Source organism: Marinobacter sp. L-46, from assembly GCF_056859535.1.
Map to the genome: position 1 here is coordinate 24,022 of NZ_JBSXOP010000023.1, position 26,896 is coordinate 50,917.

The 26,896-nt window shown below is 58.4% G+C and carries 22 protein-coding genes; 1 reads left to right on the forward strand and 21 read right to left on the reverse strand.

Annotated elements, in window-relative coordinates:
• Nucleotides 1–114: 114 nt before the first annotated feature.
• From glmS to AC13DJ_RS01665, 19 genes are all read right to left on the reverse strand, one after another.
• Nucleotides 115–1,947 carry a glutamine--fructose-6-phosphate transaminase (isomerizing) gene (gene glmS, locus AC13DJ_RS01575; RefSeq protein WP_482932930.1) on the reverse strand — a complete coding sequence of 611 codons (1,833 nt, stop codon included), beginning with the start codon at nucleotides 1,945–1,947 and terminating at the stop codon, nucleotides 115–117.
• A gap of 29 nt (nucleotides 1,948–1,976) precedes the next feature.
• Nucleotides 1,977–3,341 carry a bifunctional UDP-N-acetylglucosamine diphosphorylase/glucosamine-1-phosphate N-acetyltransferase GlmU gene (gene glmU / locus AC13DJ_RS01580; protein WP_476131975.1) on the reverse strand — a complete coding sequence of 455 codons (1,365 nt, stop codon included), beginning with the start codon at nucleotides 3,339–3,341 and terminating at the stop codon, nucleotides 1,977–1,979.
• 149 nt (nucleotides 3,342–3,490) lie between these two features.
• Nucleotides 3,491–3,913 (reverse strand): F0F1 ATP synthase subunit epsilon, encoded by a 423-nt coding sequence (locus tag AC13DJ_RS01585; protein WP_058342158.1) that lies wholly within the window; start codon nucleotides 3,911–3,913, stop codon nucleotides 3,491–3,493.
• Nucleotides 3,914–3,951: 38 nt separating this feature from the next.
• Nucleotides 3,952–5,346 carry a F0F1 ATP synthase subunit beta gene (gene atpD, locus AC13DJ_RS01590; protein ID WP_058342159.1) on the reverse strand — a complete coding sequence of 465 codons (1,395 nt, stop codon included), beginning with the start codon at nucleotides 5,344–5,346 and terminating at the stop codon, nucleotides 3,952–3,954.
• A 54-nt stretch (nucleotides 5,347–5,400) separates the two neighbouring features.
• Nucleotides 5,401–6,261 (reverse strand): F0F1 ATP synthase subunit gamma, encoded by an 861-nt coding sequence (gene atpG, locus AC13DJ_RS01595; RefSeq protein ID WP_058342160.1) that lies wholly within the window; start codon nucleotides 6,259–6,261, stop codon nucleotides 5,401–5,403.
• A 70-nt stretch (nucleotides 6,262–6,331) separates the two neighbouring features.
• Nucleotides 6,332–7,876 (reverse strand): F0F1 ATP synthase subunit alpha, encoded by a 1,545-nt coding sequence (atpA, locus tag AC13DJ_RS01600; RefSeq protein WP_058342161.1) that lies wholly within the window; start codon nucleotides 7,874–7,876, stop codon nucleotides 6,332–6,334.
• Nucleotides 7,877–7,904: 28 nt separating this feature from the next.
• The gene (locus tag AC13DJ_RS01605; RefSeq protein WP_058342162.1) at nucleotides 7,905–8,441 is read right to left on the reverse strand and encodes a F0F1 ATP synthase subunit delta; all 537 of its coding nucleotides are present in this window, start codon (nucleotides 8,439–8,441) and stop codon (nucleotides 7,905–7,907) included.
• Between the two features lie 12 nt (nucleotides 8,442–8,453).
• Nucleotides 8,454–8,924 (reverse strand): F0F1 ATP synthase subunit B, encoded by a 471-nt coding sequence (locus AC13DJ_RS01610; RefSeq protein ID WP_058342163.1) that lies wholly within the window; start codon nucleotides 8,922–8,924, stop codon nucleotides 8,454–8,456.
• Between the two features lie 87 nt (nucleotides 8,925–9,011).
• Nucleotides 9,012–9,239 carry a F0F1 ATP synthase subunit C gene (gene atpE, locus AC13DJ_RS01615; protein WP_014423137.1) on the reverse strand — a complete coding sequence of 76 codons (228 nt, stop codon included), beginning with the start codon at nucleotides 9,237–9,239 and terminating at the stop codon, nucleotides 9,012–9,014.
• 53 nt (nucleotides 9,240–9,292) lie between these two features.
• Entirely contained in the window at nucleotides 9,293–10,150 is an 858-nt protein-coding gene (gene atpB, locus AC13DJ_RS01620) for a F0F1 ATP synthase subunit A (protein WP_482932931.1), read from the reverse strand.
• Nucleotides 10,151–10,165: 15 nt separating this feature from the next.
• Nucleotides 10,166–10,546 carry an ATP synthase subunit I gene (locus AC13DJ_RS01625; protein ID WP_232901992.1) on the reverse strand — a complete coding sequence of 127 codons (381 nt, stop codon included), beginning with the start codon at nucleotides 10,544–10,546 and terminating at the stop codon, nucleotides 10,166–10,168.
• Between the two features lie 228 nt (nucleotides 10,547–10,774).
• Nucleotides 10,775–11,650 carry a ParB/RepB/Spo0J family partition protein gene (locus tag AC13DJ_RS01630; RefSeq protein WP_058342467.1) on the reverse strand — a complete coding sequence of 292 codons (876 nt, stop codon included), beginning with the start codon at nucleotides 11,648–11,650 and terminating at the stop codon, nucleotides 10,775–10,777.
• 60 nt (nucleotides 11,651–11,710) lie between these two features.
• The gene (locus AC13DJ_RS01635) at nucleotides 11,711–12,505 is read right to left on the reverse strand and encodes a ParA family protein (protein WP_232901991.1); all 795 of its coding nucleotides are present in this window, start codon (nucleotides 12,503–12,505) and stop codon (nucleotides 11,711–11,713) included.
• 23 nt (nucleotides 12,506–12,528) lie between these two features.
• A complete protein-coding gene (gene rsmG / locus AC13DJ_RS01640; RefSeq protein WP_482932932.1) occupies nucleotides 12,529–13,176 on the reverse strand; it encodes a 16S rRNA (guanine(527)-N(7))-methyltransferase RsmG in 648 nt (215 codons plus the stop codon).
• A 1-nt stretch (nucleotide 13,177) separates the two neighbouring features.
• A complete protein-coding gene (gene mnmG / locus AC13DJ_RS01645; protein WP_482932933.1) occupies nucleotides 13,178–15,064 on the reverse strand; it encodes a tRNA uridine-5-carboxymethylaminomethyl(34) synthesis enzyme MnmG in 1,887 nt (628 codons plus the stop codon).
• 336 nt (nucleotides 15,065–15,400) lie between these two features.
• Complete coding sequence (locus AC13DJ_RS01650; protein WP_482932934.1) at nucleotides 15,401–16,696, reverse strand: MFS transporter; 1,296 nt, start codon at nucleotides 16,694–16,696, stop codon at nucleotides 15,401–15,403.
• Nucleotides 16,696–19,842, reverse strand: coding sequence for an efflux RND transporter permease subunit (locus tag AC13DJ_RS01655; RefSeq protein WP_482932935.1), 3,147 nt, complete (start codon nucleotides 19,840–19,842; stop codon nucleotides 16,696–16,698). The genes AC13DJ_RS01650 and AC13DJ_RS01655 overlap by 1 nt, the downstream gene beginning before the upstream one ends.
• 3 nt (nucleotides 19,843–19,845) lie before the next feature.
• Nucleotides 19,846–20,940, reverse strand: coding sequence for an efflux RND transporter periplasmic adaptor subunit (locus tag AC13DJ_RS01660; RefSeq protein ID WP_474539778.1), 1,095 nt, complete (start codon nucleotides 20,938–20,940; stop codon nucleotides 19,846–19,848).
• Between the two features lie 30 nt (nucleotides 20,941–20,970).
• Complete coding sequence (locus AC13DJ_RS01665) at nucleotides 20,971–21,327, reverse strand: DUF3833 family protein (RefSeq protein ID WP_482932936.1); 357 nt, start codon at nucleotides 21,325–21,327, stop codon at nucleotides 20,971–20,973.
• A 231-nt stretch (nucleotides 21,328–21,558) separates the two neighbouring features.
• Between AC13DJ_RS01665 and AC13DJ_RS01670 the strand changes: the two genes are divergently transcribed.
• A complete protein-coding gene (locus AC13DJ_RS01670) occupies nucleotides 21,559–23,379 on the forward strand; it encodes an acyl-CoA dehydrogenase C-terminal domain-containing protein (protein ID WP_482932937.1) in 1,821 nt (606 codons plus the stop codon).
• A gap of 144 nt (nucleotides 23,380–23,523) precedes the next feature.
• Here AC13DJ_RS01670 and AC13DJ_RS01675 read toward each other — a convergent pair whose 3' ends face one another.
• Complete coding sequence (locus tag AC13DJ_RS01675; protein WP_474539776.1) at nucleotides 23,524–25,716, reverse strand: TonB-dependent receptor domain-containing protein; 2,193 nt, start codon at nucleotides 25,714–25,716, stop codon at nucleotides 23,524–23,526.
• A gap of 137 nt (nucleotides 25,717–25,853) precedes the next feature.
• Nucleotides 25,854–26,513 (reverse strand): DUF2959 domain-containing protein, encoded by a 660-nt coding sequence (locus tag AC13DJ_RS01680; protein ID WP_474539775.1) that lies wholly within the window; start codon nucleotides 26,511–26,513, stop codon nucleotides 25,854–25,856.
• Nucleotides 26,514–26,896: the final 383 nt, after the last annotated feature.

Consider the following 26,896-nt stretch of genomic DNA (forward strand, 5'->3'; position numbering starts at 1 on the left):
AACCTCGTGACTTAATGATTTCGGATTTACGACGAAGGCGGAAGTTACCAACTTTATTACCATAGTTACCAACTCTATTATCACACCACAGGCGGCCAGCCTGAATCTCGCCGTTTATTCCACCGTCACACTCTTGGCCAGGTTTCGGGGCTGGTCCACATCAGTGCCCTTAAGTACTGCAACGTGGTACGACAGCAGCTGCAAAGGCACGGTGTAGACAATGGGCGCCGTGATCTCGTGCACAGACGGAATCTGCATCACATGCAGCCCCTCTTCAGGCTTCACATCGGCATCCCTGTCGGCAAATACAAACAGCTCTCCGCCACGGGCCCGGACTTCTTCGAGGTTCGATTTCAGTTTCTCAAGCAAGTCGTTGTTCGGCGCCACGGTGACCACCGGCATCTCGCTGTCGACCAGCGCCAGCGGACCATGTTTGAGCTCACCGGCCGGATAGGCTTCGGCATGGATGTAGGAGATCTCTTTAAGCTTGAGCGCCCCTTCCATGGCCACCGGGAACTGGGAGCCACGGCCCAGGAACAGGCTGTGGTGCTTGTCCATAAAGGCCTTGGACATTTCTTCGATGTCTGCATCCAGTGCCAGCACATCGCTGACCTGCTTCGGCAGCTGGTGGATAGCTCCCACGATCTCCGCTTCCTTCTCTTCGCTCAGGCCGTTGTGACGGGCCAGGGCCAGGGTGAAGATCAGCAGTGCGGTAAGCTGGGTGGTGAACGCCTTGGTAGAGGCTACGCCAATCTCGGGGCCGGCCTGGGTCATGATCACCAGGTCGGATTCCCGCACCAGGGAGCTGCCCGGTACGTTGCAGATGGCCAGGGCCGCCCGGAAACCGGCTTTCTTGGCCTGGCGAAGTGCGGCCAGGGTATCCGCGGTTTCGCCGGACTGGGAGATGCACAGGAACAGGGTATCCGGCTGGATCACGTGCTTGCGGTAGCGGAACTCGGACGCGACTTCCACGGAGCAAGGGATGCCGGCCAGGTCTTCAATCCAGTAACGGGCCACCATGCCGGCGTGGTAGGAAGTACCACAGGCGATGATCTGCACATGGCGCACGTTTTCCAGCAGGTTGGCAGCGTCGGTACCCAGAGCCTGCTCCAGTACCCGGGTGTCGGTAATCCGGCCTTCCATAGTGGCCTTGATCACTTTCGGCTGCTCGTAGATTTCCTTGAGCATGTAGTGGCGGTATTCGCCCTTGTCGGCGGAATCGGCACCGTGCTCGAAACGGGTAATGGCGCGCTCTACGGCCATGCCTTCGCGATCATGGATCTCGATGCTGCCTTTGCGGATGTCGGCAATATCGCCTTCTTCCAGGAACATGAAACGGTCGGTCACCGGCAGCAGGGCCAGCTGATCGGAAGCGATGAAGTTTTCACCGATTCCCACACCAATTACCAGCGGGCTGCCCTGACGGCAGACTACCATGTGATCCGGCTCATCAGCGTGGACAACAGCCAGGGCATAGGCACCGCGCAGGCGATCCAGAGCGGTTTTAACAGCCTGGTAAAGGCCGCCACCGGCCCGGTAGTTTTTAGCGATCAGGTGCGCCACTACCTCGGTGTCGGTCTGGGACGTGAACTCGAAGCCCTCGGCTTTCAGTTCGTCCCGCAGTTCCTGGTAGTTTTCGATGATGCCGTTATGAACGATGGCCAGGCGGTCACCAGACATGTGGGGATGGGCGTTGAGCTTGGACGGCTCGCCATGGGTCGCCCAGCGGGTGTGGGCAATGCCCACGTGGCCGGCAACCGGGTTCGCGGCGATAGCGTCTGCCAGGGCAGCTACCTTGCCCACTTCCCGGGCCCGCTGTAACTGGTCGGCGCTGCTGATTACGGCCATACCGGCGGAGTCGTAACCCCGGTATTCAAGGCGGCGCAGGCCCTCCAGCAAAATACCCTGGACGTCCCGTTCAGATACCGCTCCTACAATCCCACACATGCTGTTGTCACCTGTTCGTTAATCGGTCTTTACGCTTTTTTCGGCCGTTCCCAGCCGGAGATGTTTCGCTGCTTGCCGCGGGCCACGGCCAGCTCGCCTTCACTGATGTCCCGGGTGATGGTGGAACCGGCACCGATGGTCGCCTGGTCCGCAACAGACACCGGGGCCACCAGCGAGGTGTTGGAACCCACAAACACGCCATCGCCCAACACCGTCTTGTGCTTGTTCACGCCATCATAGTTACAGGTGATGGTGCCTGCACCCACATTCACATTACGGCCCAGTGAGGCATCGCCCACATAGCTCAGGTGGTTGATTTTGCTGCCCTCACCCACCACGGCTTTCTTGGTTTCCACAAAGTTGCCAACCTTGGTGTTGGCAGCCAGTTCGGTGCCCGGGCGCAGGCGGGCAAACGGGCCAATCTGGGCGTTGGCACCCACCACGGCACCTTCGATGACGCTGTTGGCCTTGATCTCGGCACCGTCGGCAATGGTCGCGTCCTTGATCACGCAGTTAGGCCCGATCACCACGTTGCTGCCGAGGCTTACCTTGCCTTCGAACACGGCGTTGACGTCAATCCACAGGTCGTTACCAATGGTCAGCTCGCCGCGAACATCAATGCGGGCCGGGTCGGCCAGGGTGGCACCTTCGGTCATCAGGCGCTCGGCCTGCTGGCGCTGGTACCAGCGTTCCAGCTCGGCCAACTGAAGGCGGTTATTCACACCCTGCACTTCAAACGGGTTCAGGGGCTGCGAAACCGTCACCGACAGGCCGTTATCCACAGCCATGGCAATGATGTCGGTCAGGTAGTATTCACCCTGGGCATTACTGTTGGATAACGTCGGCAACCAGCTTTTCAGGTGGCTGGCCGATACCGCCAGGATGCCGGTGTTTACTTCGTTGATATCCTGCTGCTCGGCGGTGGCATCTTTCTGCTCTACAATCGCCTGAACCTGCCCCTGGTCGTTACGGACAATCCGGCCATAGCCGTGGGGGTTGTCCATATCCACGGTCAGCAGGGCCAGGTTGCGGTCGTCCAGGTCACTGACCATGGATTCCAGGGTATCTTTTCGGGTCAGCGGAACATCGCCATAGAGTATCAGTACCCGGGCGTTATCCGGCAGGTCCGGCAGGGCCTGGGCCACGGCATGGCCGGTACCCAGTTGTTCGGTCTGGAGCACCCAGTTCACCGAGTCGTCATGCAGCGACGCCCGTACCTGGTCCGCGCCATGGCCGATCACTGTGTGAATTTTCTCCGCGCCCAGTTGCTTTGCGGTGTCGACCACATGGTGCAACATGGGCTTGCCGGCTACCGGGTGCAAGACCTTCGGCAGGGCGGATTTCATCCTTGAACCCTGACCGGCGGCCAGGATCACAACGTGTAGCGGGTTCATGGGGCGTACAGCTCCAAACTCTTTATCCGGTAGAAAATAAAAAACCGCGTCCTGGCGGAAACCCCTCTGTTTCCGGTAGGAAACACAGAGCCCTCCACCTGAGGATGCGGTTCACTGTCAGGCCAGTCCGGGCACTGACGCAACCCTGCTTAACGCAGGTTCTTGCGCAGTTTCTGGATGGTACGCAGCTGAGCGGCGGCTTCTGCCAGCTCGGCGGCGGCCCGGGAGTACTCAAACTCGCCTGTCTTATTCGCCAGTGCCTTCTCGGCTTCCTTCTGGGCTTCCAGTGCTGCGGCTTCGTCTACATCTTTTGCACGAACCGCAGAATCAGCCATCAGGGTAACCAGGTTAGGCTGCACTTCCAGGTAGCCACCTGAAACGTACAGAATCTCCTCGGTGCCACCCTGCTTGATGATCCGCACTGCACCCGGCTTGAGCGCAGACAGCAGCGGAGCATGGCCAAACTGGATACCAAGCTCACCCTCGGTACCGGTGGCGATCAGCATCTCCACCAGACCGGAGTAAATTTTTTCCTCGGCACTTACGACGTCACAATGTACGGTCATAGCCATTTCTTACGCCTCTTGGGTCAGAAAGGGAAGAAGGAGGTTTACTTGCCTTCTTTCTCTTTCATTGCCTTAGCCTTCTCGATTGCCTCTTCGATACCACCGCACATGTAGAAGGCCTGCTCCGGCATGTCGTCGTAGTCACCGTTCAGGATACCTTCGAAGCTGGCGATGGTTTCCTTCAGAGACACGTACTTACCAGGGGAACCGGTAAATACTTCTGCTACGTGGAACGGCTGAGACAGGAAGCGTTCGATCTTACGCGCACGGGAAACGATCAGCTTGTCGTCTTCTGACAGCTCGTCCATACCCAGGATCGCGATGATGTCTTTCAGCTCCTTGTAACGCTGCAGAACGTTCTGAACGCCACGGGCAACGTTGTAGTGCTGCTCACCAATCACCAGCGGATCCAGCTGACGGGAGGTGGAGTCGAGCGGATCGATCGCCGGGTAAATACCCTTGGAAGCGATGTCACGGCTCAGTACCACGGTCGCGTCAAGGTGCGAGAAGGTGGTGGCCGGAGACGGGTCAGTCAAGTCATCCGCCGGTACGTATACCGCCTGGATAGAGGTGATAGAGCCAGTCTTGGTGGAGGTAATACGCTCCTGCAGCTCACCCATTTCCTGGGCCAGGGTCGGCTGGTAACCTACCGCTGAAGGCATACGGCCCAGCAGTGCGGATACTTCGGTACCGGCCAGGGTGTAACGGTAGATGTTGTCAACGAACAACAGTACGTCACGGCCTTCGTCCCGGAACTTCTCGGCCATGGTGAGACCAGTCAGGGCCACACGCAGACGGTTTCCAGGGGGCTCGTTCATCTGGCCGTAAACCATGGCAACCTTATCGAGAACGTTAGACTCCTTCATTTCGTAGTAGAAGTCGTTACCCTCACGGGTACGCTCACCAACACCGGCGAATACGGAGAGACCGGAGTGCTCTTTCGCGATGTTGTTGATCAGTTCCATCATGTTTACGGTTTTGCCTACACCGGCACCACCGAACAGGCCAACCTTACCACCCTTGGCGAACGGGCAGATCAGGTCGATAACCTTGATACCGGTTTCCAGCAGGTCGGCAGACGCTGACTGGTCGGCGTAGCCCGGAGCTTTGCGGTGAATACCCCAACGCTCTTCTTCACCGATTTCGCCCTGCTCGTCGATGGGACGACCCAGAACGTCCATAATCCGGCCCAGAGTCTTGGTACCAACCGGTACAGAGATCGGCTTGCCGGTGTTTTCTGCTTTCAGGCCACGCTTCAGGCCCTCGGTGCTGCCCATGGCGATGGTACGAACAATGCCGTCACCCAGCTGCTGCTGGACTTCCAGAGTTGTTTCGCCACCTTCAAGCAGCAGTGCGTCGTAAACGCTTGGCACGGAGTCACGTGGAAATTCCACGTCGATAACCGCGCCAATGATCTGAACGATGTGTCCGCTACTCATGCTCGGTTCCTCGTTATCTAGTAGTCAATAAAACCAGTAGGTTTGTGAGCGCTATCAAACAGATGCGGCGCCGCTCACAATCTCCGAAATCTCTTGTGTGATCGCTGCCTGACGGGCCTTGTTATAGGCCAGCTGAAGCTCGTCAATGATGCTGCCAGCGTTGTCGGTGGCGCTCTTCATAGCGATCATCCGGGCGGCCTGTTCACAGGCCAGATTCTCTACCACACCCTGATACACCTGGGATTCGATATAACGTGGCATCAACCCGTCAAGAATCGGACGTGAGTCCGGCTCGTAGATATAATCCCACTGGCGACCGATGTCTTCATCGGAACCTTCCGGCAGAGGCAACAACTGCTCTGACTTCGGGCTCTGGGTCATGGTGTTGACGAACTCGTTACTGATCAGGAACAGACGGTCGATCTTGCCTGCCTCGAACGAATCCAGCATCACCTTGACACTGCCAATCAGCTTTTCCGCACTCGGGCTGTCGCCCATGTGGGTCAGGGCTGCAACCACGTTTCCGCCATAGCTGCGGAAAAAGGATGCGCCTTTCTGGCCAATGGCACAGATATCAGTCTCAATACCTTTCTCTTTCCATTCACGCATTTCGCGCACGAGCAGCTTGAACGCATTGGTGTTCAGGCCACCACACAGGCCGCGGTCAGAGGAAACTACAATGTAGCCTACCCGCTTGACCTCACGCTCCTGCATGAACGGATGACGGTAATCCTTGTTGGACTTAGCAATGTGTCCGATTACCTGACGCATCTTTTCGGCATACGGGCGAGTTGCCTGCATCCGATCCTGAGCCTTGCGCATCTTACTCGCCGCCACCATTTCCATGGCGGAAGTGATCTTCTGCGTGCTCTTGATGCTTCCGATCTGGTTACGTATTTCTTTTCCGACGGCCATAAGTCACTGCCTTTTCAAGTTAGACACTCAAAGGGACCAGCAAGCCCGCACAATGGCGGGCCCGGTGGATTTACCAGCTCTGAGTGGTCTTGAATTTCTCCAGAGCAGCTTTCAGGCCGGCAGCGATGTCGTCATTGAAGTTACCTTCAGGGCCGATCTTGTCCAGAAGCTCTTTCTGCTCGGAACGCATCCAGTCCAGCAGCTGTGCTTCGAACTTCACAACCTTGTTTACTTCAACATCGTCCAGGAAGCCTTCGTTGGCTGCGAACAGTGAAGTGCCCATTTCCGCAACGGTCATCGGGCTGTACTGGTTCTGCTTCATCAGCTCGGTTACGCGCTGACCATGCTCCAGCTGCTTACGGGTTGCTTCGTCAAGGTCGGAAGCGAACTGGGCGAATGCCGCCAGTTCCCGGTACTGGGCCAGGGCCAGACGGATGTTACCGCCGAGCTTCTTCATGATCTTGGTCTGGGCTGCACCACCTACCCGGGATACGGAGATACCGGCGTTCATGGCCGGACGGATACCGGAGTTGAACAGGTTGGTTTCCAGGAAGATCTGACCATCGGTAATGGAGATTACGTTGGTCGGTACGAATGCAGAAACGTCACCAGCCTGGGTTTCGATGATCGGCAGTGCGGTCAGGGAACCGGTCTTGCCTTTCACTTCACCGTTGGTGAACTGCTCAACGTAGTCAGCGTTTACGCGGGAAGCGCGCTCCAGCAGACGGGAGTGCAGATAGAAAACGTCACCCGGGTATGCTTCACGTCCTGGCGGACGACGCAGCAGCAGGGAGATCTGACGGTAGGCAACGGCCTGCTTGGACAGGTCATCGTATACGATCAGTGCGTCTTCACCGCGGTCGCGGAAGAACTCACCCATGGAGGTACCGGAGTACGGAGCCAGGAACTGCATGGCAGCAGGATCCGCGGCACCGGCAGCAACCACGATGGTGTGGTCCATGGCGCCGTGCTCTTCCAGCTTGCGCACTACGGCGGCAATGGAAGACTGCTTCTGGCCAACGGCAACGTAGATACACTTGATGCCGGTGTGCTTCTGGTTGATGATCGCGTCGATCGCAACCGCAGTCTTACCGATCTGGCGGTCACCGATGATCAGCTCACGCTGGCCACGACCGATGGGAACCATGGTGTCGATGGCTTTCAGACCAGTCTGAACCGGCTCATCAACGGACTGACGAGCGATAACGCCCGGTGCAACCTTCTCGACCGGGGAAGTCAGGCTGTTGCCCAGCTCGCCCTTGCCGTCGATCGGGTTACCCAGACCGTCTACAACACGGCCCAGCAGTTCGTTACCAACCGGTACTTCCAGGATACGACCGGTACAACGTACCTTCTGGCCTTCAGCCAGACCTTCGTAGTCACCCAGAACAACCGCACCAACAGAATCACGCTCCAGGTTCAGCGCCATGCCGTATGTGCCGTTGGCAAATTCAATCATCTCGCCGTACATAACGTCGGCCAGACCGTGGATCAGTACGATACCGTCAGAAACAGACAGGATCGTACCTTCGTTCTTAGCTTCGGAAGAGATATCGAGGTTCTCGATTCTCTTCTTGATGATGTCACTGATCTCGGATGGATTCAGTTGCTGCATGCCTTTGTCCTCAAACCTTGTGCTGAAATCAGGAGCCCAGAGCCTTGGCCATTCTGGCCAGCTTGCCACGAACTGAAGCGTCGATAACCAGGTCGCCTGTACGTACTACCACGCCGCCGATCAGATTCTGATCAACTGCGGTTTCAAGCTCAACCTTGCGCTCCAGCTTTTTGGACAATGCGTCGATCAGTTTCTGCTGTTCGTCTGCAGACAATTCGAATGCGGTATCGATTGTCAGGTGCACAGACTTCTCGAGGTCTGCACGGTACAAACGGAACAAAGCAGAAATCTCCGGCAACAGGGCCAGACGCTTGTTTTCAGCAAGAATCAACAGGAAGTTTCTGAGTGCTTCAGGCAGCGGCTCTTCAAAACAGTCAGCGAAGAGTTCCGCCTTGCGTTGCTCAGACAGGCCGGGGTTGGCCAGGATGTTCTTTACCTCTTGGTCAGCCGCAACCATAGCTGCGAAAGCCAGAGCCTGATCCCATTGATCAACGGCATTCTGGTCCTGCGCGGCTTTAAAAACGGCTTTCGCGTAGGGTCGGGCTAACGTTGTAAGTTCTGCCATGATGACCCTCTTTTAGAGTTCTGCGGCCAGCTTGTCCAGCATCTCGCTGTGAGCTTTGGCGTCTACAGAGGTTTCCAGAATCTTCTCGGCACCGGCAATGGCCAGAGTGGCCACTTCTGCACGCAGTGCGTCGCGAGCCTGAACACGCTCCTGTTGAATTTCCGCCCTTGCCTGCTCAATAAGCTTGTCGCCTTCTTTGCGAGCGTCGTCCTTGGAGGCTTCGACGATCTGGGCGGCACGCTTGTTGGCCTGGTCAATAAGGGCTGCAGCTTCTTCTTTCGCCTTCTGCAGTTCTTTAGCGGCTTTTTCCTGCGCAAGTTCCAGATCGAGGGAAGCCCGATCTGCGGCAGAGAGGCCGTCTGCAATTTTCTTCTGGCGCGCTTCCATGGCAGCCGTAATCGGCGGCCATACATACTTGACGCAGAACCAGACGAAAATAGCGAAGGCAATCGATTGCCCTATCAACGTAAGGTTTATATTCACGGCAATATACCTCTTGCTATTCGTTGCGTCCTGGTGTCCGGAATGCGGTGGCAGTGCCGGGCACTGCCACCCTCAATTCTCGGCTGATTAACCAGCAACAACGAAGATCAGGTACATCGCGATACCAACACCGATCATGGGAACCGCGTCAAGCAGACCAGCCATGATGAATGCCTTGGTTTGCAGCTGGTTAGCCATTTCCGGCTGACGCGCAGTGGACTCGAGCAGTTTGCCGCCCAGCAGACCGAAACCGATACCAGCGCCCAGGGCACCCAGACCGATGATCAACGCAGCTGCGATAAATACCATTTCCATTGAAGACTCCTCAGTTTTTCAGATAGTTAAGGGTTTGTGTATTTAAGGGTTTATCAGTGATCTTCGTGTGCTGCGCTGAGGTAAACCACAGTAAGCACAGTAAAAATAAAGGCCTGAAGCGGGATCACCAGGATGTGGAAGATCGCCCAGGGAACGTTCAGCGTCCACTGGACCCACAGCGGCAACAGCGCAATCAGGATAAAGACAACTTCACCAGCGTACATGTTACCGAACAGACGCAGTGCCAGGCTGATGGGCTTGATGATCAGCGCCAGGATTTCCAGCAACAGGTTGAACGGAACCATGATCCAGTGATTGAACGGGTTAAAGGCCAGCTCTTTGGTAAAGCCACCTACGCCTTTCACCTTGAAACTGTAGAACAGGATCAGCAGGAACACACCGATAGAGATACCGAAAGTACCATTGGGATCGGTGGTCGGAACAATCTTGAAGTACTCAAGACCCATCGCATGGGCGATAGACGGAATATAGTCGATCGGGATCAGCTTCAGGATGTTCATCAGCAGGATCCAGACAAAAATCGTCAGTGCCAGCGGGGCAATCAACGGGTTCTTGCCGTGGAAAACATCGCGCACGATGCCCTGAACGAATTCAAAGGTCATTTCGACCAGGTTCTGCAGTCCGCTCGGCGCGCCGTCGGTGACCCGGTTGGCCACAAAGCGGAACAGACCCAGGAACAGGATACCCATAGCGATAGACCAGCCGAGGGTATCGACGTGGAGCGCCATGAAGCCCATGTCTGCGGCTTCCTGGCCGGTGCGTGCGAAGGTCCAGGTGGCCTCCTGCACAACACTGCCGTCTGCGCGCTCATAGCCTTCCGGGAGCTTGCCATAGGTAAGGTTGGTGAGGTGGTGTTTTATTATATACTCTACTGGGGTATCAGCTGCCATACTGCTCTCGTCCAGTCATCGCTGTGGTCGCGGCCGGATGAGCCAGCGCAATGCCGTACCCAACACAACCATCACAGCAAAAGTGAATAACAGAGCCGGTACGTGTACTGGCTCCATTAAAGTGAAAACGGCCGCAAAAAACACTGCGGTAAGGGCGAGTTTGATGCTCTCTGCCCTGAAAATGTTGCTGACTGCCAGGTGCATTTGCCTTGCGCCCTGGTACCGGTACGTCCGGTGAGCAAAGTAAGCGTTTGGTATGACAAAAATAAGACCGCCGATAAACGCGGAATAACCGGCCAAACGACTTTCCAGCAACCACAAAAGGCTCAGAACGGTGAGAGCGGCCATCTCTATGGTCAGCCACTGTTTCAGCGGCACGTACGTGATGGCTTTCATTGAACGGCTCATATCACCAGCTGTCATTCCAAGCGCGCGGAATTATATGTGTTAACCGGTAGCGGTTCAACATAACCCGACGGAAAAAATGGCTAAAATTTAACCATATTTCAAGATGAAAAGGCCTGTTTTTACACAGGTTGTGTTATCCGGCTTCGGCTGCACCCAGATGTGGTGTTTCTGGCCTGAATGGGTACTTTAGGATGATTTTCAGGAATTTCCGGGTGCTCAGCGGATATGGCCCAGAATACCGTCCAGCTCATCCAGCGAACTGTATTCGATCACCACTTTACCCTTGCCCCGCTTGCCATGGGCAATGGACACCCGGGCACCGAGCCGGTCGGAAAGGTCGTCCTGCAGGGCACGGATGTTCGGGTCCAGCGCCTTGCTGCCGGAATCTTCCGTTGCAGGCTTTTCCTGCTGGATGCGGCGCACCAGGGCTTCGGTCTGGCGCACGGAAAGCGACTTGGCCACCACCTGGCGGGCCACCTGCATCTGCTGTTCCGGGGGTAAGGTCAGCATGGCGCGGCCATGGCCCATTTCCAGGTCACCATGCTCGAGCATGGTGCGCACGTCTTCGGTCAGGCCGATCAGCCGCAACAGGTTGGTAATGGTGGTGCGGGATTTACCCACAGCCTCTGCCACCTGGGCCTGGGTCAGGCCGAACTCTTCCTGCAGGCGCTGGAGGGCAAAGGCTTCTTCGATCGGGTTCAGGTTTTCGCGCTGGATGTTCTCGATCAGCGCCATGGCGATGGCGGCTTCATCCGGCACATCGCGGATGATGGCGGGAATGCTGTCGAGCTCGGCCATCTGGGTAGCGCGCCAGCGGCGTTCACCGGCAATCAGTTCATAGCGGCCTTCGGAAACCGGGCGCACCACCACCGGTTGCATCACACCCTGCTGGCGAATGGAATCTGCCAGTTCCTGCAGGGCGGCGGGGTCCATATCCCGGCGCGGCTGGTAACGGCCACGCTGGATGAGGTCTACGGGGATCTCCCGCAGTTCGCCATCGTGTTCGGCCACTTGCTGGTTCAGGTTAACCTTCGAGCCCTGTAACAGCGCTCCCAAACCCCGTTCGCCCAAGCCTCGTTTTTTCGCCGCCATGGTGTTTGTCATTCTTCCTGTTGAAAAAGTTGGTGCATGGTTGCCCGACGGCAAACTATGTTACACCGCAACGGCGGCGGATGTCTTTTTTGAACCGTGCCGGCGCACCATCTCGCCCGCCAGGGCCAGGTAGGCCACGGCACCCTTCGAGGTTTTGTCGTAGGCCAGTGCCGGCATACCGTAGCTGGGGGCTTCGGCCAGGCGCACGTTGCGGGGAATCACCGCCCGGTACACTTTCTCGCCAAAGTATTCACTGAGCTGGCCGGAAACATCCAGGGTCAGGCTGTTGCGGGGGTCGTACATGGTACGCAGGATGCCTTCGATCTCCAGGTTCGGATTGACCGTTTCCTTGATCTGCTCGACGGTGTTCATGAGTGCCGCCAGGCCTTCCAGGGCGTAGTATTCACACTGCATCGGAATCAGTACGGAATCCGCGGCCGAAAGGGAGTTTACGGTCAGCAGGTTCAGCGACGGCGGGCAGTCGATCAGGATGTAGTCGTAATTTTCCCGGACGCTGTTCAGCGCCAGCCGCAGCCGGTGCTCCCGGCCGATTTCGTTCATCAGTTCCACTTCGGCGGCCGTCAGGTCGCCATTGGCCGGCAGCAGGTCAAAGCCCGAGGCGTCGGTTTTGACGATGACTTCTACCGGGCTGGCACGCTTGGTCAGCACATCGTAACCCGACAGTTCCAGGGCGTTTTTATCCACACCGCTGCCCATGGTGGCGTTGCCCTGGGGGTCCATATCTACCAAAAGCACCCGGCGCCTGGTGGCGGCCAGTGAGGCAGCAAGGTTCACGCAGGTGGTGGTTTTGCCCACACCGCCTTTCTGATTGGTCACTGCAATCACGCGCGCCATGCCTTGCCTCCTGCTGTTTCGGGTTACCGGGATTGGTCGGCCCGGGTGACGATCAGCAAATGCCGTTCGCCGTCTGCTCCGGGTACCTTCAGGGAATGGCTGGATTCTACCTGCCAGCCTTCCGGAAGGGCAGCCACTTCATCATCCGGATACAGGCCTTTCATGGCAAGGAACTGGCCGTCATTCGCCAGCAAGCTGCCACACCAGCTAACCAGGTTTTCCAGCGCGGTAAAGGCGCGGCTGCTGATCTGGCTGAAAGGTTTTTCCGGCTGGCAATCTTCGGCCCGGCCGTGGATGACGTCAACGTTGGCCAGGCCCAGTTCCAGCACACACTGGTTGAGGAAACGGGTTTTCTTGCCGTTGCTGTCGAGTAGGGTAAAGCGCTTGTCCGGGAATACGATGGCCAGGGGAATCCCGGGCAGGCCTCCGCCGGCGCCTACATCCAGCAGGTGTTCGGTGGTTACCCAGGGCATGATGCTGAGGCTGTCGAGCAACTGGCGCGACACCATGACCTGTTCATCCCGGACCGCGGTCAGGTTGTAGGCCTTGTTCCATTTGTTCAGCAGGGCCAGGAACGCCAGCAACTGAGCCTGCTGGCTGTCACTGAGGGCAACACCCATTTGCGCCAGGCCGTCCTGCAGTTGGCCTTGCCATAGCTGTGGATAACTCATCTCAGGCGCTCTGCTTTTTCAGCAGGTCACGCTTTTTCAGGTGCACCAGAATCTGGCTGACCGCCGCCGGGGTCACACCCTGGATGCGGGAAGCCTGGGCCACGGTTTCCGGGCGCACGTCCTTGAGCTTCTGTTTGATCTCGTTGGACAGGCCACCGATCACGTCGTAGTCCAGGTCCAGCGGCAACGCGGTGTTCTCGTTCTTGCGCAGGCGCTCGATCTCGTCCGCCTGGCGGGAGATGTAGCCTTCGTACTTGATCTCGATTTCCACCTGGTCGGCCACGTTCGGGTCTTCAGCCCGCTCGGCGCTGATGTCGGCGATGTGGTCGTAGACAATTTCCGGGCGACGCAGCAGCTCGGCCAGGGACTGGTCCCGGGTCATCGGCTGCTTCAGGTAGCCGTTGGCACGCTCGCCCGCCTCGGTGTTCGGGTGGATGCGGGTGCTCTCCAGGCGGCTACGCTCTTTGGTAATGCCTTCGCACTTGTCACTGAATTTCTGCCAGCGCTCGTCATCCACCAGGCCCAGCTTGCGGCCGGTTTCAGTCAGGCGCAGGTCGGCGTTGTCTTCCCGCAGGATCAGCCGGTATTCGGCGCGGCTGGTGAACATGCGGTACGGCTCCTGGGTGCCCATGGTGATCAGGTCGTCCACCAATACGCCCAGATAGGCTACGTCCCGACGCGGGTACCACTCGTCTTTGTCCTGGGCCCGCAGCGAGGCGTTGATACCCGCCAGCAAGCCCTGGGCGCCGGCTTCTTCATAACCGGTGGTGCCGTTGATCTGGCCGGCAAAGTACAGGCCCTGGATGAACTTGGTTTCCAGGGTGTGGCGCAGGTCCTGCGGGTTCAGGTAGTCATACTCGATGGCGTAGCCGGGGCGCAGGATGTGGGCATTCTCGAAACCGGGAATGGAACGCACGGCCTTGAGCTGGATATCAAACGGCAGGCTGGTGGAAATGCCGTTCGGGTACAGCTCGTTGGTGGTCAGGCCTTCCGGCTCCACAAAAATCTGGTGCGAGTCTTTATCGGCAAAGCGGTTGACCTTGTCCTCGATGGACGGGCAATAGCGCGGGCCCACGCCTTCGATGTTACCAGCGAACATGGGCGAGCGGTCAAAACCACTGCGGATGATGTCGTGGGTTTCTTCGGTGGTGCGGGTCACGTAGCAGCAGATCTGCTCCGGGTGCTCGTCACGGCTGCCGATAAACGACATCACCGGGGTCGGGTCGTCGCCCCACTGCTGCTGCATCGCGGAGAAATCCACGGTGCGGGCGTCGATACGCGGCGGTGTACCGGTTTTCAGGCGGCCGACGTTGAACGGCAGTTCCCGCAGGCGCCTGGCCAGGGCATTGGCCGGCGCATCACCGGCACGGCCACCGGCATGGTTCTGCATGCCGATGTGGATAACGCCGCCAAGGAAGGTGCCGGTGGTCAGCACCACGGTCTTGGCGTTGAAACGGATGCCGGTCTGGGTGACCACGCCCACAACCTGGTCGTTTTCCACAACCAGGTCATCGGCCGCCTGCTGGAACAGGGTCAGGTTGGGCTGGTTTTCCAGCATATGGCGGATAGCTGCCTTGTACAGAATCCGGTCAGCCTGGGCGCGGGTGGCGCGTACCGCCGGGCCCTTGCGGCTGTTGAGTACCCGGAACTGGATACCGGCCTGGTCGGTGGCCCGGGCCATGGCGCCGCCCAGGGCGTCGATTTCCTTCACCAGGTGGCTCTTGCCAATGCCACCGATGGCCGGGTTGCAGGACATCTGCCCCAGGGTCTCAATGTTGTGGGTCAGCAGCAGGGTTTGCGAACCCATGCGCGCAGCCGCCAGGGCAGCTTCAGTGCCGGCATGGCCACCACCAATGACAATGACATCGAAACGGGTCGGAAACTCCACACTACACCTCGGAAATCGGGAAAAAACAGGGCGGCGAGTATAACGCCTCGACCGGGAAATTACAGTCAGAATGTGCAAATTTTAACCAGAACTTCGGGTATCCGAAAGGCGCCAGGTGGGGGAACCGGGTGCAACCCGGGTTCGGCGACCGGTTTTAATCTAGATGAAAACCGAAACTATCGGGTTTTCAGAAGCTTGTAACCGGCAGTTCAGAAAAGTTTTCAAGAAAGTTATCCACATTTAAAAAGGCTTTTCAAACCCGGTTTTACAAATATAACTTACTGTTATTATTGCATTTACAAAAAACGATCCAACGGTTATCCGTAGCTTTTCCCATTAATTATCCACAGATTGGGCGACACGGCGCCGGAGCCCCAGCACACTTACCCACACCAGCGCATTCACCAGGGATAAGATCAGGAAAAAGGTCGGGATTCCCAGGTCAAAGACCCCGAGCACCAGGATACCGGCAATGGCACTGGCCACCATGAACAGGGAATTGATCACATTCAGGGCAGCAATAATGCGGGCCCGCTTGTGATCCGGGGTTTCATACTGGATAAACGCATACAGCGGCACAATGAACAGGCCACCGCAGATACCGATTCCCACCAGGTCAAGCAACACCCGGATATACACAGGTTCCGTCATCAGGCTGAGCCAGGTGGACGGCTCCGGGTTGGCCGGTACCGCAAAGAACAGGTCAATGCCCAACAAGGTCAGGCCCAGGGCGCCCCAGGGTACCGGCGCCAGGGTTATTCGATGCCTGGTCAGCCGTTCGCACAGCATAGAGCCTGCGGAGATACCCACAATGAACATGGCCAGCAGCAAGGTGACCACGGTTTCATCACCCGCCAGCCAGGTTTTGGCAAAGTTGGGAAACTGGGTAAGGTACGCCGCGCCCAGGAACCAGAACCAGGAAATGGCCAGGATCGCCCCCAACACTTTGGGGCGTTCCCGGGCCACGGCCATCAGCCGCCAGGTTTCCAGCAAGGGCCGGAAACGCACCATCACTTCCGGTGCTTCATCCCGGGTATCCGGTACCTTGCGCGCCGCCAGGTAGCCCAGCACCGCCATCACCAGCACGGCCACAGCAGTAATACGTGCCGCCTGCTCCGCACCGGCGATAACACCGGCGGCAATGGTGCCCAGAAGAATGGCCACGAAGGTTCCCATGCTGACCAGCCCGTTGCCACCCACCAGTTCGTCGTTTGCCAACACCCGGGGCAGGATGGAGTATTTCACCGGCCCGAAGAACGTGGACTGCGCGCCCATCAGGAACAGCAACACCAGCAGCAACTCGTACCAGCCAAACCACAAAGCCAGCGCCGCCAGGGACATGATGCCGATTTCCGCCGCCTTGACCCGGCGGATAATCCAGGCCTTTTCATAGCGGTCGGCCATCTGGCCGGCAATGCCGGAGAACAGGAAAAACGGCAGGATAAACAGGAAGGCGGCAATATTGACCACCACATTGACCGACAAGCCAATCAGGCCACCGGCCTGGTAGGTGATCAGCAACAGCAGGGCATTCTTGTACAGGTTGTCGTTAAAGGCGCCGGAAAACTGGGTCAGGTAGAACGGCAGAAACCGCCGCTGGCCCAGCAACCGGAACTGGCTGTGCACAGGCATCAGAACTCATCGGCCTTCTTTGCCGGGCTGCTTGCCAGGCCGGAGCCCCCGGACGGGCCGGCCGCCAGCCGGTCGAGCTCTTTTTCCACCGCGTTGGCAGACTTGGCGAACCGGGCCAGCAGGTTATACAGCACCGGGATAATAAACAGGGTCAGGGTGGTGGCGAAGATCAGCCCGCCCAGAATCACCATACCGATCGCCGCCCGGCTTTCCGCACCGGCCCCGGTGGCAATCACCAGGGGTACCGCACCGAACACGGTGGAGATGGTGGTCATCAGTACCGGGCGGAAGCGCAGCGTCGCGCCTTCCAGAATGGCATCCCGCACACTGTAACCTTTGTCCCGCAGCTGGTTGGCGAATTCCACGATCAGGATACCGTTCTTGGCCATCAACCCCAGCAACATGATGATCCCGATCTGGCTGTAGATGTTCAGGCTGATGCCGGACCAGGCCAGGGCAATCAGCGCACCGGTAACCGCCAGGGGCACCGACAACATGATGATCATCGGGTGAATCCAGCTTTCAAACTGGGCCGCCAGCACCAGGAACACAATCACAAAGGCCAGGGCAAAGGTGATAAAGATGGCCGCCGAGGAATCCTCGAATTCCCGGGACAAGCCTTTGTAACTCAGCCGGGCTTCCGGCGGCAAGTTATCCACAGCCAGGTTATTTAGGTAATTCAGGGCCGTACCCAGATCGTAGCCATCGGCCAGGGAAGCGCTGATCACCACCGCCGGCAGGCGGTCGATCCGGCGCAGATCCGGGTTAGCGCCGATTTCCTCCACCGACACCAGGGCTTTCAGCGGGATCAGCTCCCCCCCTGCCCTCGGCCGCAGGAAAATCTGCTCCAGGTCATCCGGGGTGGCGCGGTTGGCATCCTCGGCCTGGATAATCACATCGTACTCCTGGCCCCGGTCCAGGTAGGTGGTCACCTGTCGGGACGCCAGCATGGTCTGCAGGGTGAGCCCGACATCCTGCACGGTGATATCCAGGTCGGCCGCCCTGTCGCGGTCGATGTTCACCCGGAGTTCCGGGCGGGTAAGCTCGAAATCGGTATCCACATTCAGCAGGTTCGGGTTTTCCCTGGCCCGCTCCATGATCTCTTCACTCCAGGCCTGGACCGATTCGTAGTCCGGGCCGGCAATCACAAATTCCACCGGCTGGCTGAAGCCCCGCTGGCCAAGGCCTGGCGGGTTGATTACGTTGATGCGGGCACCGGATATATCCGACAGCTTGTCACGGATATCTGTAGTCACCTGCTGTTGCTTGATGTTCCGCTGCTCCCAGGGCACCAGCCCCATAATCATGAAGGCGCTATCTTCTTCATCCCGGAAACCGACAATGGAAAGTAACCGCTCGGCGGTGCCCTCCTCCAGGTAGGTCAGCAACCGCTGCTCGGCCTGCTGCACGAAGTGGTCGGTATATTCGACGGTGGCGCCCCGGGGCGCACTGGTGGGCATGATGATTACGCCACGGTCTTCAATGGGCGCCAGTTCCTGCGGCAAGCGGGGATAAATCACCGCGGCGACGATCAGCCCGGCAATCCCCAGGCCCAGCAACAGGCCAGGCTGGTTCAGGGAAAACTCCAGCAGGCGCTTGTAGGCGTTAGTCAGGCCATTGAGCACCTTCTCGCTGAAGGCCCAGAGCCGGTGGCCTTCCGCCGATTCCGGACTGTGGCGCAGCCACTTGGAACACAGCATCGGGGCCAGGGTGAGCGCCACCAGGCTGGAGAAGATCACCGCCGCCGCCAGGGTAAACCCGAACTCGGCAAACAACCGGCCCACGTTACCGCCCATAAACGAGATGGGCACAAACACCGCCACCAGCGTCAGGGTGGTGGCAATGACCGCAAAAGCAACCTGCTTGGCACCACGATAGGCTGCCAGCAACGGTGGCTCGCCTTCATCAATCCGGCGCTGGATGTTCTCCAGCATCACGATGGCGTCATCCACCACCAGGCCGATGGCCAGGATTACCGCCAGCAGGGTCAGCACGTTGATGGAAAATCCCAGAAAGCCCAGGCCGATAAAGGCACCGATCACCGCCACCGGAATGGTGACCGCCGGAATCAACGTGGCGCGCCAGGACCGCAGGAACAGGAAAATCACCAGGATGACCAGCGATACCGAGATCGCCAGGGTCACCAGCACTTCCTTGATGGAAGCACGGATAAAGATAGACTCGTCGTAGCTTTCGCTAATCGACACTTCCGGTGGCAGGGTTTCACGGATCTTGTCCAGCTCGGCCCGCACGCCGTCAGACACCGCAACGGTATTGGCCTTGGACTGGCGGATAACCCCCATGCCAATGGCCGTGCGGCCGGCAGCCCGCAGGCGGCCGATATCCGATTCCACACCCATCTGCACGTTGGCTACTTCACCCAGTCGCAGCAGGTCGTTGCCATCCCGGCGTACGACCAGGTTGCGGAATTCTTCCACTGTGGATAACCGGCCCTCGGCCCGCACGGTAAAGTTGCGGGTGGAGGAATCCACCGAACCGGCCGGTAATTCCACGTTGTTGGCCCGCAGGGCCTGTTCGACTTCCGCCACCGTGATGTTGCGGGCCGCCAGCCGTTCCCGGTCAAGCCAGACCCGGATGGCATAGCGGCGTTCGCCACCGATACGCACATCGGCCACGCCGTCCAGCACCGACAACCGGTCGCTCAGCACCCGGTCGGCAAAATCACTCAGTTCGGCGGCATCCCAGACGTCGCTGGTCAGAGTTATCCACATCATCGGCCGGGCATCGGAATCGGCCTTGCGAACCACCGGCGGATCGGCTTCGTCCGGCATCTGGTTCAACACCCGGGAGACGGCATCACGCACATCGTTGGCGGCGATATCGATATCACGGGACGTGTTGAACTCGATGGTGGTGCGGGATTCACCCTGCTCGGTGGAGGACTCAATAGAACGAATGCCTTCAATGCCACTGATGGCACCTTCGATCACCTGGGTAATCTGGGTATCCACCACTTCGGCGGCGGCACCGGTGTAATCGGTGGACACCGAGACCACTGGCGGGTCGATATCCGGATACTCCCGAACCGGCAGGCCCATCAGGGCGGCCAACCCGAACACAACAATCAGCAGGCTCAGAACCGTGGCGAAGACCGGGCGCTTGATGGAGACGTCTGACAGCACCATGGCTCAGGACCCCTGCACAGAGTCGAACCGGTTCTCCGGAATGGCAAGGCCTGACTCGATCACCCGAACCCGGTTGCCGGAACTCAGCCGGTCCTGGCCGGTAATAATCACCGCATCTTCCATGGTCAGGCCATCGGTGACTTCCACCCATCCGGGCAGGCGGCTGCCGGTTTTTACCGAAACCCGGCGGGCCTGGCCATCTTCAGCCACAAATACGTATTTCTGGTCGCCCCGCAGCATCACCGCCTGCTCCGGTACCACCAGGCCTTCCCGTTCCTGCAGGGTCAAAGAGGCGGACATAAACTGGCCCGGTCGCAAGCGGCCATCGGGGTTATCAATCAGGGCCCGCACCGCCAGGGTGCGGCTCAGCTCGCTGATGCGGGTAGCCAGCTCCACCAGCTCGCCTTCAAAGATTTCATCGGGGAATGCCGGAGAGGTGGCCCGCACCGGCTGGCCCAGCTGAACCTGGCCGACGAACCGCTCGGGCACTGCAAAGTTCAGTTCCAGCTGATCCGTGGAATCCAGGGTGGTGATCACAGTGCCGGCTTGCAGGTAGGCGCCCACACTGATGTCCGACAGCCCGACCACACCGGAGAACGGCGCTTCAACCCGGTGGTTCTGAAGCCGGACCCGGGCTGCTTCGCGCTGGGCAATGGCAACATCCACCGCAGTTCTCAGCTCATCCACCTGGGACTGGGATACGCTGTTGTTGGCCCGCAGGCTGCGGGCCCGGTCATATTGCCGGCGGGCGTCTGCCAGCTGGGCTTCAATTACGGCCAGGTCGGCAGTCGCCTGGCGATCATCCAGCCGCACCAGTACATCGCCTTGCTGCACCTTGCGCCCGGTTTGCAGGTTGAGCTCCACTACCCGGCCGCTGACTTCGGTGGTCAGGGCCACCGCATCCATGGCATTCAGGTTGGCAACGGCCGATACCTCATCCCGCACCCTGCGCATTTCCGGTGCCGAGATATTTACCGTGGATGCCGTGGGTTCGTCTTCGGCTTCCGCATCAGCCGGGTCTTCCAGGCTCAGATACACGCCGGCACCTGCCACCACAACTCCGACCAACACAAGCGCCACCAGCCATTGCTTCCACATGGGTATCTGTTACCTGTCCGTATTCTGTTATCAGGATTGCGGGGCTGACCCCGCGCCTTTTTTCTGGATCACCAGTACCACTTCCCCGACGTCCACACCCCACTTGCTCATGGTGGTCTGGTTGATCAGGGTGCCCACCCCGTTGTCGTCCCAGCTGGCCACGATATCCGCATCGAAGGTGCGGATAACCTCGCCGGAGAAGTCCTTGACCACACCCCGGGCAGAAAGTTCGCCGGTAAAGAACTGACTTGGCACCAGGTCTGGCCCGGTGCTCTGGTAATCATCCAGTGCGGGCGCGGCACAGCCTGCCAGCACCAGAGACATCAACAATATAAGACTCAACGGCCCCAGACCACTGGCCTTGGGTCGCATCCGGGAATTTTGCATGACTTTTACACTCCGGGTTAACGCCAGAACAGCCTGACAGTGCGGAGATCTACGGCCGGTTTACCGTTTCCGATCAGAAAATCGCCACTGCGTCATTTCAGCCAATTGTCCATTTTGACAGCCATTCAGGCGCTTTCCGTCAATGGCAGCCCCACCGGAATGCCGTAAAACTGCACTCATCCGGGCTTGCGGGCCCGCACGAATCGGACTGAGATTAAACGAGGACCGGCTATGCCTGTGTATAAAGCGCCCCTGCGGGACATGAAATTCCTGCTGAATGATGTATTCGACTACCCGACCCATTACCAGGGCCTGGCCTCCGGCGAAAACGCCACTCCGGACATTGTAGATGCAATCCTTACCGAGTGTGGCCGCTTCTGTGAAGAAGTGCTGAGCCCCCTGTACCAGAGCGGCGACGAAGAATGCTGCAAGCTGGAAAATGGCGAAGTAATCACCCCCAAGGGCTACAAAGAAGCCTACCAGCAGTATGTGATGGGTGGCTGGCAAGGCTTATCTGCCCCCGAAGAGTTTGGCGGCCAGGGCCTGCCGGCTTCCATGGGCCTGTTCAAGCAGGAAATGATGGGCACGGCCAACTGGTCGTTCTCCATGTACCCGGGGTTGTCGCTGGGTGCCATGAACACCATCTTCCTGCACGGTACGGACGACCAGAAACAAACCTACCTGGTGCCCCTCACCGAAGGCCGCTGGGGTGGCACCATGTGCCTGACCGAACCCCAGTGCGGTACCGACCTGGGCCAGGTGAAAACCAGGGCTGAACCCCAGGCCGATGGCAGCTACAAACTCACCGGCACCAAGATCTTTATCTCCTCCGGCGAGCATGACCTGACCGAGAACATTGTGCACATTGTCCTGGCCCGCCTGCCGGATGCCCCGAAAGGCACCAAGGGCATCAGCCTGTTCATTGTACCGAAGTTCATGCCGGCCGCCGATGGCGGTGTCGGCGAGCGCAACGGCGTAAGCTGCGGCAGCCTGGAAAAGAAAATGGGTATCAAGGCGTCCGCTACTTGCGTAATGAACTTTGACGACGCCACCGGTTACCTGATCGGCCCGGAAAACCAGGGCCTGGAGTGCATGTTCACCTTTATGAACACCGCCCGGATTGGTACCGCCATTCAGGGTGTGGGGCCGGCCGAGCTGTCTTACCAGTGGGCGCTGGACTATGCGAAGGAACGCCGCTCCATGCGGGCGCTGTCCGGCAAGAAAGAGCCGGACCAGGTGGCGGACAGCCTGATTCACCACGCCGATGTTCGGCGCATGCTGCTGACCCAGAAAGCCATCGCCGAAGGTGGCCGGGCCATGCTCTATTACGCGGCCCGGGTAGCCGACCACATGGTGGAAGCCCATACCGCAGGTGATACTGAAAAAGCCGAGAAGTACGACGACAAACTGGGCTTCCTGACCCCCATCCTGAAAGGCTTCCTGACCGAACTGGGTTGTGAAGCCGCCAACCTGGGGATGCAGGTGTTTGGCGGCCACGGTTACATCCGCGAACATGGCATGGAACAGATCGCCCGCGATACCCGCATTGCCACCCTGTACGAAGGCACCACCGGTATCCAGGCCCTGGACCTGCTGGGCCGTAAGGTGTTGCTGATGACCCAGGGCGGCGCGGTGCGCGAGTTCACCTTCAAGGTGGCCAACTTTGCCCGCAAGCACCTGACCGACAAGCGCCTGCGCCCGATGGCGGTGGAGCTGCTGAAACTCACCGCCCAGTGGAATGTGCTGACGGTACGGGTGATGCTGGCGGCCCGAAAAGACCGGGATGTGGTCAGCGCCGCAGCCTACGACTTCCTGATGTACAGCGGCTACGTGAGCATGGCCTACATGTGGCTGCGTCAGTCCGCCGTGGCTGTGGATAAACTGGATAATGGCGGTGAAGAGTCTGAATCCTTCTACCAGACCAAGCTCAACACCGCCGAGTTCTACTACGAGCGCTTGCTGCCCCGGGCCCAGACCCATGCCACCAGCATGCTCAGCCCGACCCGCAGCCTGATGCAGATTGAAGCCGAGAACATGGCCTTTACCGGGTAACGCCGGTAACTTCCGGTCCCGGGTTTTCCCGGGACTTTTTTCTTCCGGACCCGGGGCCTTGAAATCCCGGTTCCACAAAAAAGGGGAAGCACCTGGCTTCCCTTTTTACGTTGTCGGATTTTATTAACAGAAGCTGTGGATAACTCAGAAATCCACCGTGGCAGACAGCCACAGGCGGCGGCCCTCTTCCACCGTACCCCCGCTGGCCATGCCTCGGAACACGTAGATGTAATCGGATGCCCAGTCGGTTACCTGGTCACCGTCCGCGTTGATATAGCTGTAATTGCTGCCCTCGAGGAAGTCCTTGTCAAACAGGTTGTAGATGGTCGCCGTCAGTCGAACCTTGTCGCTGGCCTGGTAAGAGCCACCCAGATGGAACAGCGCGTAATCGCTCAGCTCTCCGACCTGTTGGTCTATGGCCTGCTCTTCCACGCTCAGGTTCTCCCGGGTTTTCAGGTAGCGGGTGCGCTCGCCCCGGTATTCGCCAGACACCCACAGCCCCAGTTTGGCTGTTGCCTGCCAGTTAAGCCGGGCGTGCAGCACATGTTCGGGTGTGTTGGTCAGCTTTTCACCCTTGTTGTCACCGCTTTTCTGCTCAGAATCGGTATACGTGTAGTTGCCGCGCAGGCTCCAGTCCGGGGCAAACTGCCAGCTGGAGGCCAGCTCGATACCCCGGGTTTCCGCCTTGCCGATGTTATCCAGCTGATCGTAGGTGCCATCGGGAATCCGGGGATCACCGCTGATGGTCACCTCTGAGCCATCATCAATCTTGTCTTCAAAGCGTGTGAAGAACACGGTGGCATTGGCCTCGAAGCCGTCAAGGTTGTCAAAGTAGGCGCCGGCTTCGTAGTTAGTGCTCTTCTCCGGCTCCAGGTCCGGAGTACCGATGGTGATATCTTCACCCTGTCCTGTGACACCGTTGATGCCATCGTGGAGATCGTTGATGTCCGGCGTACGATACCCCTGACTGACCCCGCCCTTGAAGGTCCAGGACGGTGTGCTGTTCCACACCAGGTAGGCTCGTGGCGTAAAGTGGCCGGAGAAGGCATCGTGGTCTTCATAGCGACCGCCCAGCGTCAGCGCCAGGTCGTCTCTCAGATACCACTCGTCTTCGGCAAAAACCGCCCAGGAATTCTGCTCAAAGGTCGTGTCGGCAATGCCGTCGGTCAGTTCGGTGTCCCGGTACTGAGCCCCGAAGGTGGCGATATGGTTATCGGTTAGCGGAGCGACCAGCTTGGTATCAAAGACGGTGTCTTTGGATTCCAGTTCCCGCTCGGCACCACCCACCAGGTTCTGGTAGGGGGCGTCGTAAGCAGCACCGATAGTCCCCGGCAGGGTCCGGCCTTCAGTTTCGGTTACATTGTAGGTCAGGTCATTGCTCCAGGTGCCAAAGCCAAGCTGGCTTGAGTGACCCAACGCCACCTGGTCCCGGTTGAAACGCAGTTCATCGGAATAGCCATTCGCCACGCCAGGGTCGTCTCCACAACTGCGGTCCCGGCCATCCAGCGTACCAAGCTGACAGGACTCGTTGTTGTAAACCTGACGGCCCTGCTCCGCATCCAGATAGAACTCGTGGCCGGCGGCCGGCACCAGGGTCAGGCGGGCACCCAGGGTATGATTGCGGCCATCCACCGGTGCAACACCGCGCTTGGGTGCCTCGCTACCGTCTTCAAAGTCCAGGTCGGCCGCTTCCCGGTCGAGCACGCTGCCTCGCACGGCCAGCCCCAATACATTCTCGATCAACGGACCGCTGGTGTAGAAACTGGTCTTGCCGGTATCACCATAGTCCCGGTTTTCCTGGAAGGTATGCTCCAGGGTGACCGAGCCTGTCCACTCATCCGAGACTTTCTTGGTGATGATGTTGACCACACCGCCGATGGCATCGGAACCATAGAGAGTAGACATGGGGCCACGAATGACTTCGATACGCTCAATGGCGGAAAGGGGTGGAATGAAACTGGTGGAGGTGTCGCCGAATCCGTTCGGGGTAACGTCGCCCGGTGGGTTCTGGCGACGGCCATCAATAAGGATCAGGGTGTATTCACTGGGCAGGCCCCGAATGCTGACGTTCAGGCCGCCGGTTTTGCCGGTGCTCTGGCGGACGTCCACACCCTCTACCGTTTCGAGCGCTTCCCCCAGGTTGGAAAACTGACTCTGCTGCAGGCTTTGCTGATTGATCACACTGATGCTCGCCGGTGCATCGGTAACCTTCTGCTCAAAACCGGCGGCGGAGACCACCAGCTCGTCCATTTGCACCGGCTGCGCAGTGGCCTGCAGTGAATAACCGGCAGAGATTACCGCAACCGAGGTCGCCAGCAATGAAGACCTGAACACCATGTGTCGCTCCCAAAAATTAAGTAATGAATTTCAGGAGCGAATGATATTTGTTATCAATTGAGAATTACAGCAAGTTAACTGGAACAATGTGTGCCAAAAACTGGAACAGTTACGCCATTGCCACTTTTTCGCCGGGGTTATTGATCCCGAAAGCGGCGGATAAAGGCTTCGGATTCGGCGATAGAGGCTTCCATGTTGCGGATCAGGCTGTCGACATCGCTGCGGATTTTACCCAGCTCCGTTTCCAGCGCACCGATGGCCTGGGCATTCAGGTTGTGCTTGAGGTACAACACCTGGTCTTCAAACGCCTGAAGCACCGGTTCCATGCGTGCTTCCGCCTGGTGCATCCGGTTAATCAGCTGCCCGTACTGATTGCGGGTTTCCTGAAGTTGCTGCTCGCTGCTGCGGCGCAGGGATGCGCTTTCGTACAGGTCCAGCTCGTCTTCCCACTCCGCAAACAGGGCACCCGCCACATCCTCGACGCTGTCGATCCGGTCCCGGACTTTCTCGGCAGCATCTTCGCTGTCTTGATAGGCATCGCGGATTTCTTCGTACTTGGCCTTCAGTTCGGTATCGGGAATGGCCACCACACTCTGGAACCGTTCCAGTGACGAGCGGAAGGTTTCCTGGGCATCTGTCTGGGCATCCCGTGCGTTCTCGACCCGGTCGACCAGGATATCGCGCTTCTCAAACCCGAGCTTTTCCATGGTGTTGTAGTACACGGTGCTGCAGCCGGTCAGCACCAGCGCCGCGAACAGAGTGAATATGCCAATGGTGTTCCGGGAGTTGTTTTTCATGGTTGTTCCTATTTTCCGATGCAGAATATTTGTTTTCTTTTAAAAACAGTACCTTGTAAGTTTTTCGGAGCACTCTCGGAGTGCTGAAATTTGCGAAAAAAGTCTAAATATTTGCAAGTTTCTGTAGATCCGAATGCTGATTCCCCATTAAGGACCTGGGAAAAGTGGGAAACTGGGAACATAAAGTATCTCCTGTTCGATTATTCTGCATCTGTCAATATCCACTCTTAATTGAATGGTATCGGCGATTTTCAACCCAGTTGTCCAAATAGCTGCACCTAAGCAGCTAATTTATTGAGCTCAACTTCCTGTAGATTTCCGGGGTTGAGCGACACCGGACCGGTGACCTCCCAGTTCCGGGTATTGCCAGACCAGCGCTGAGG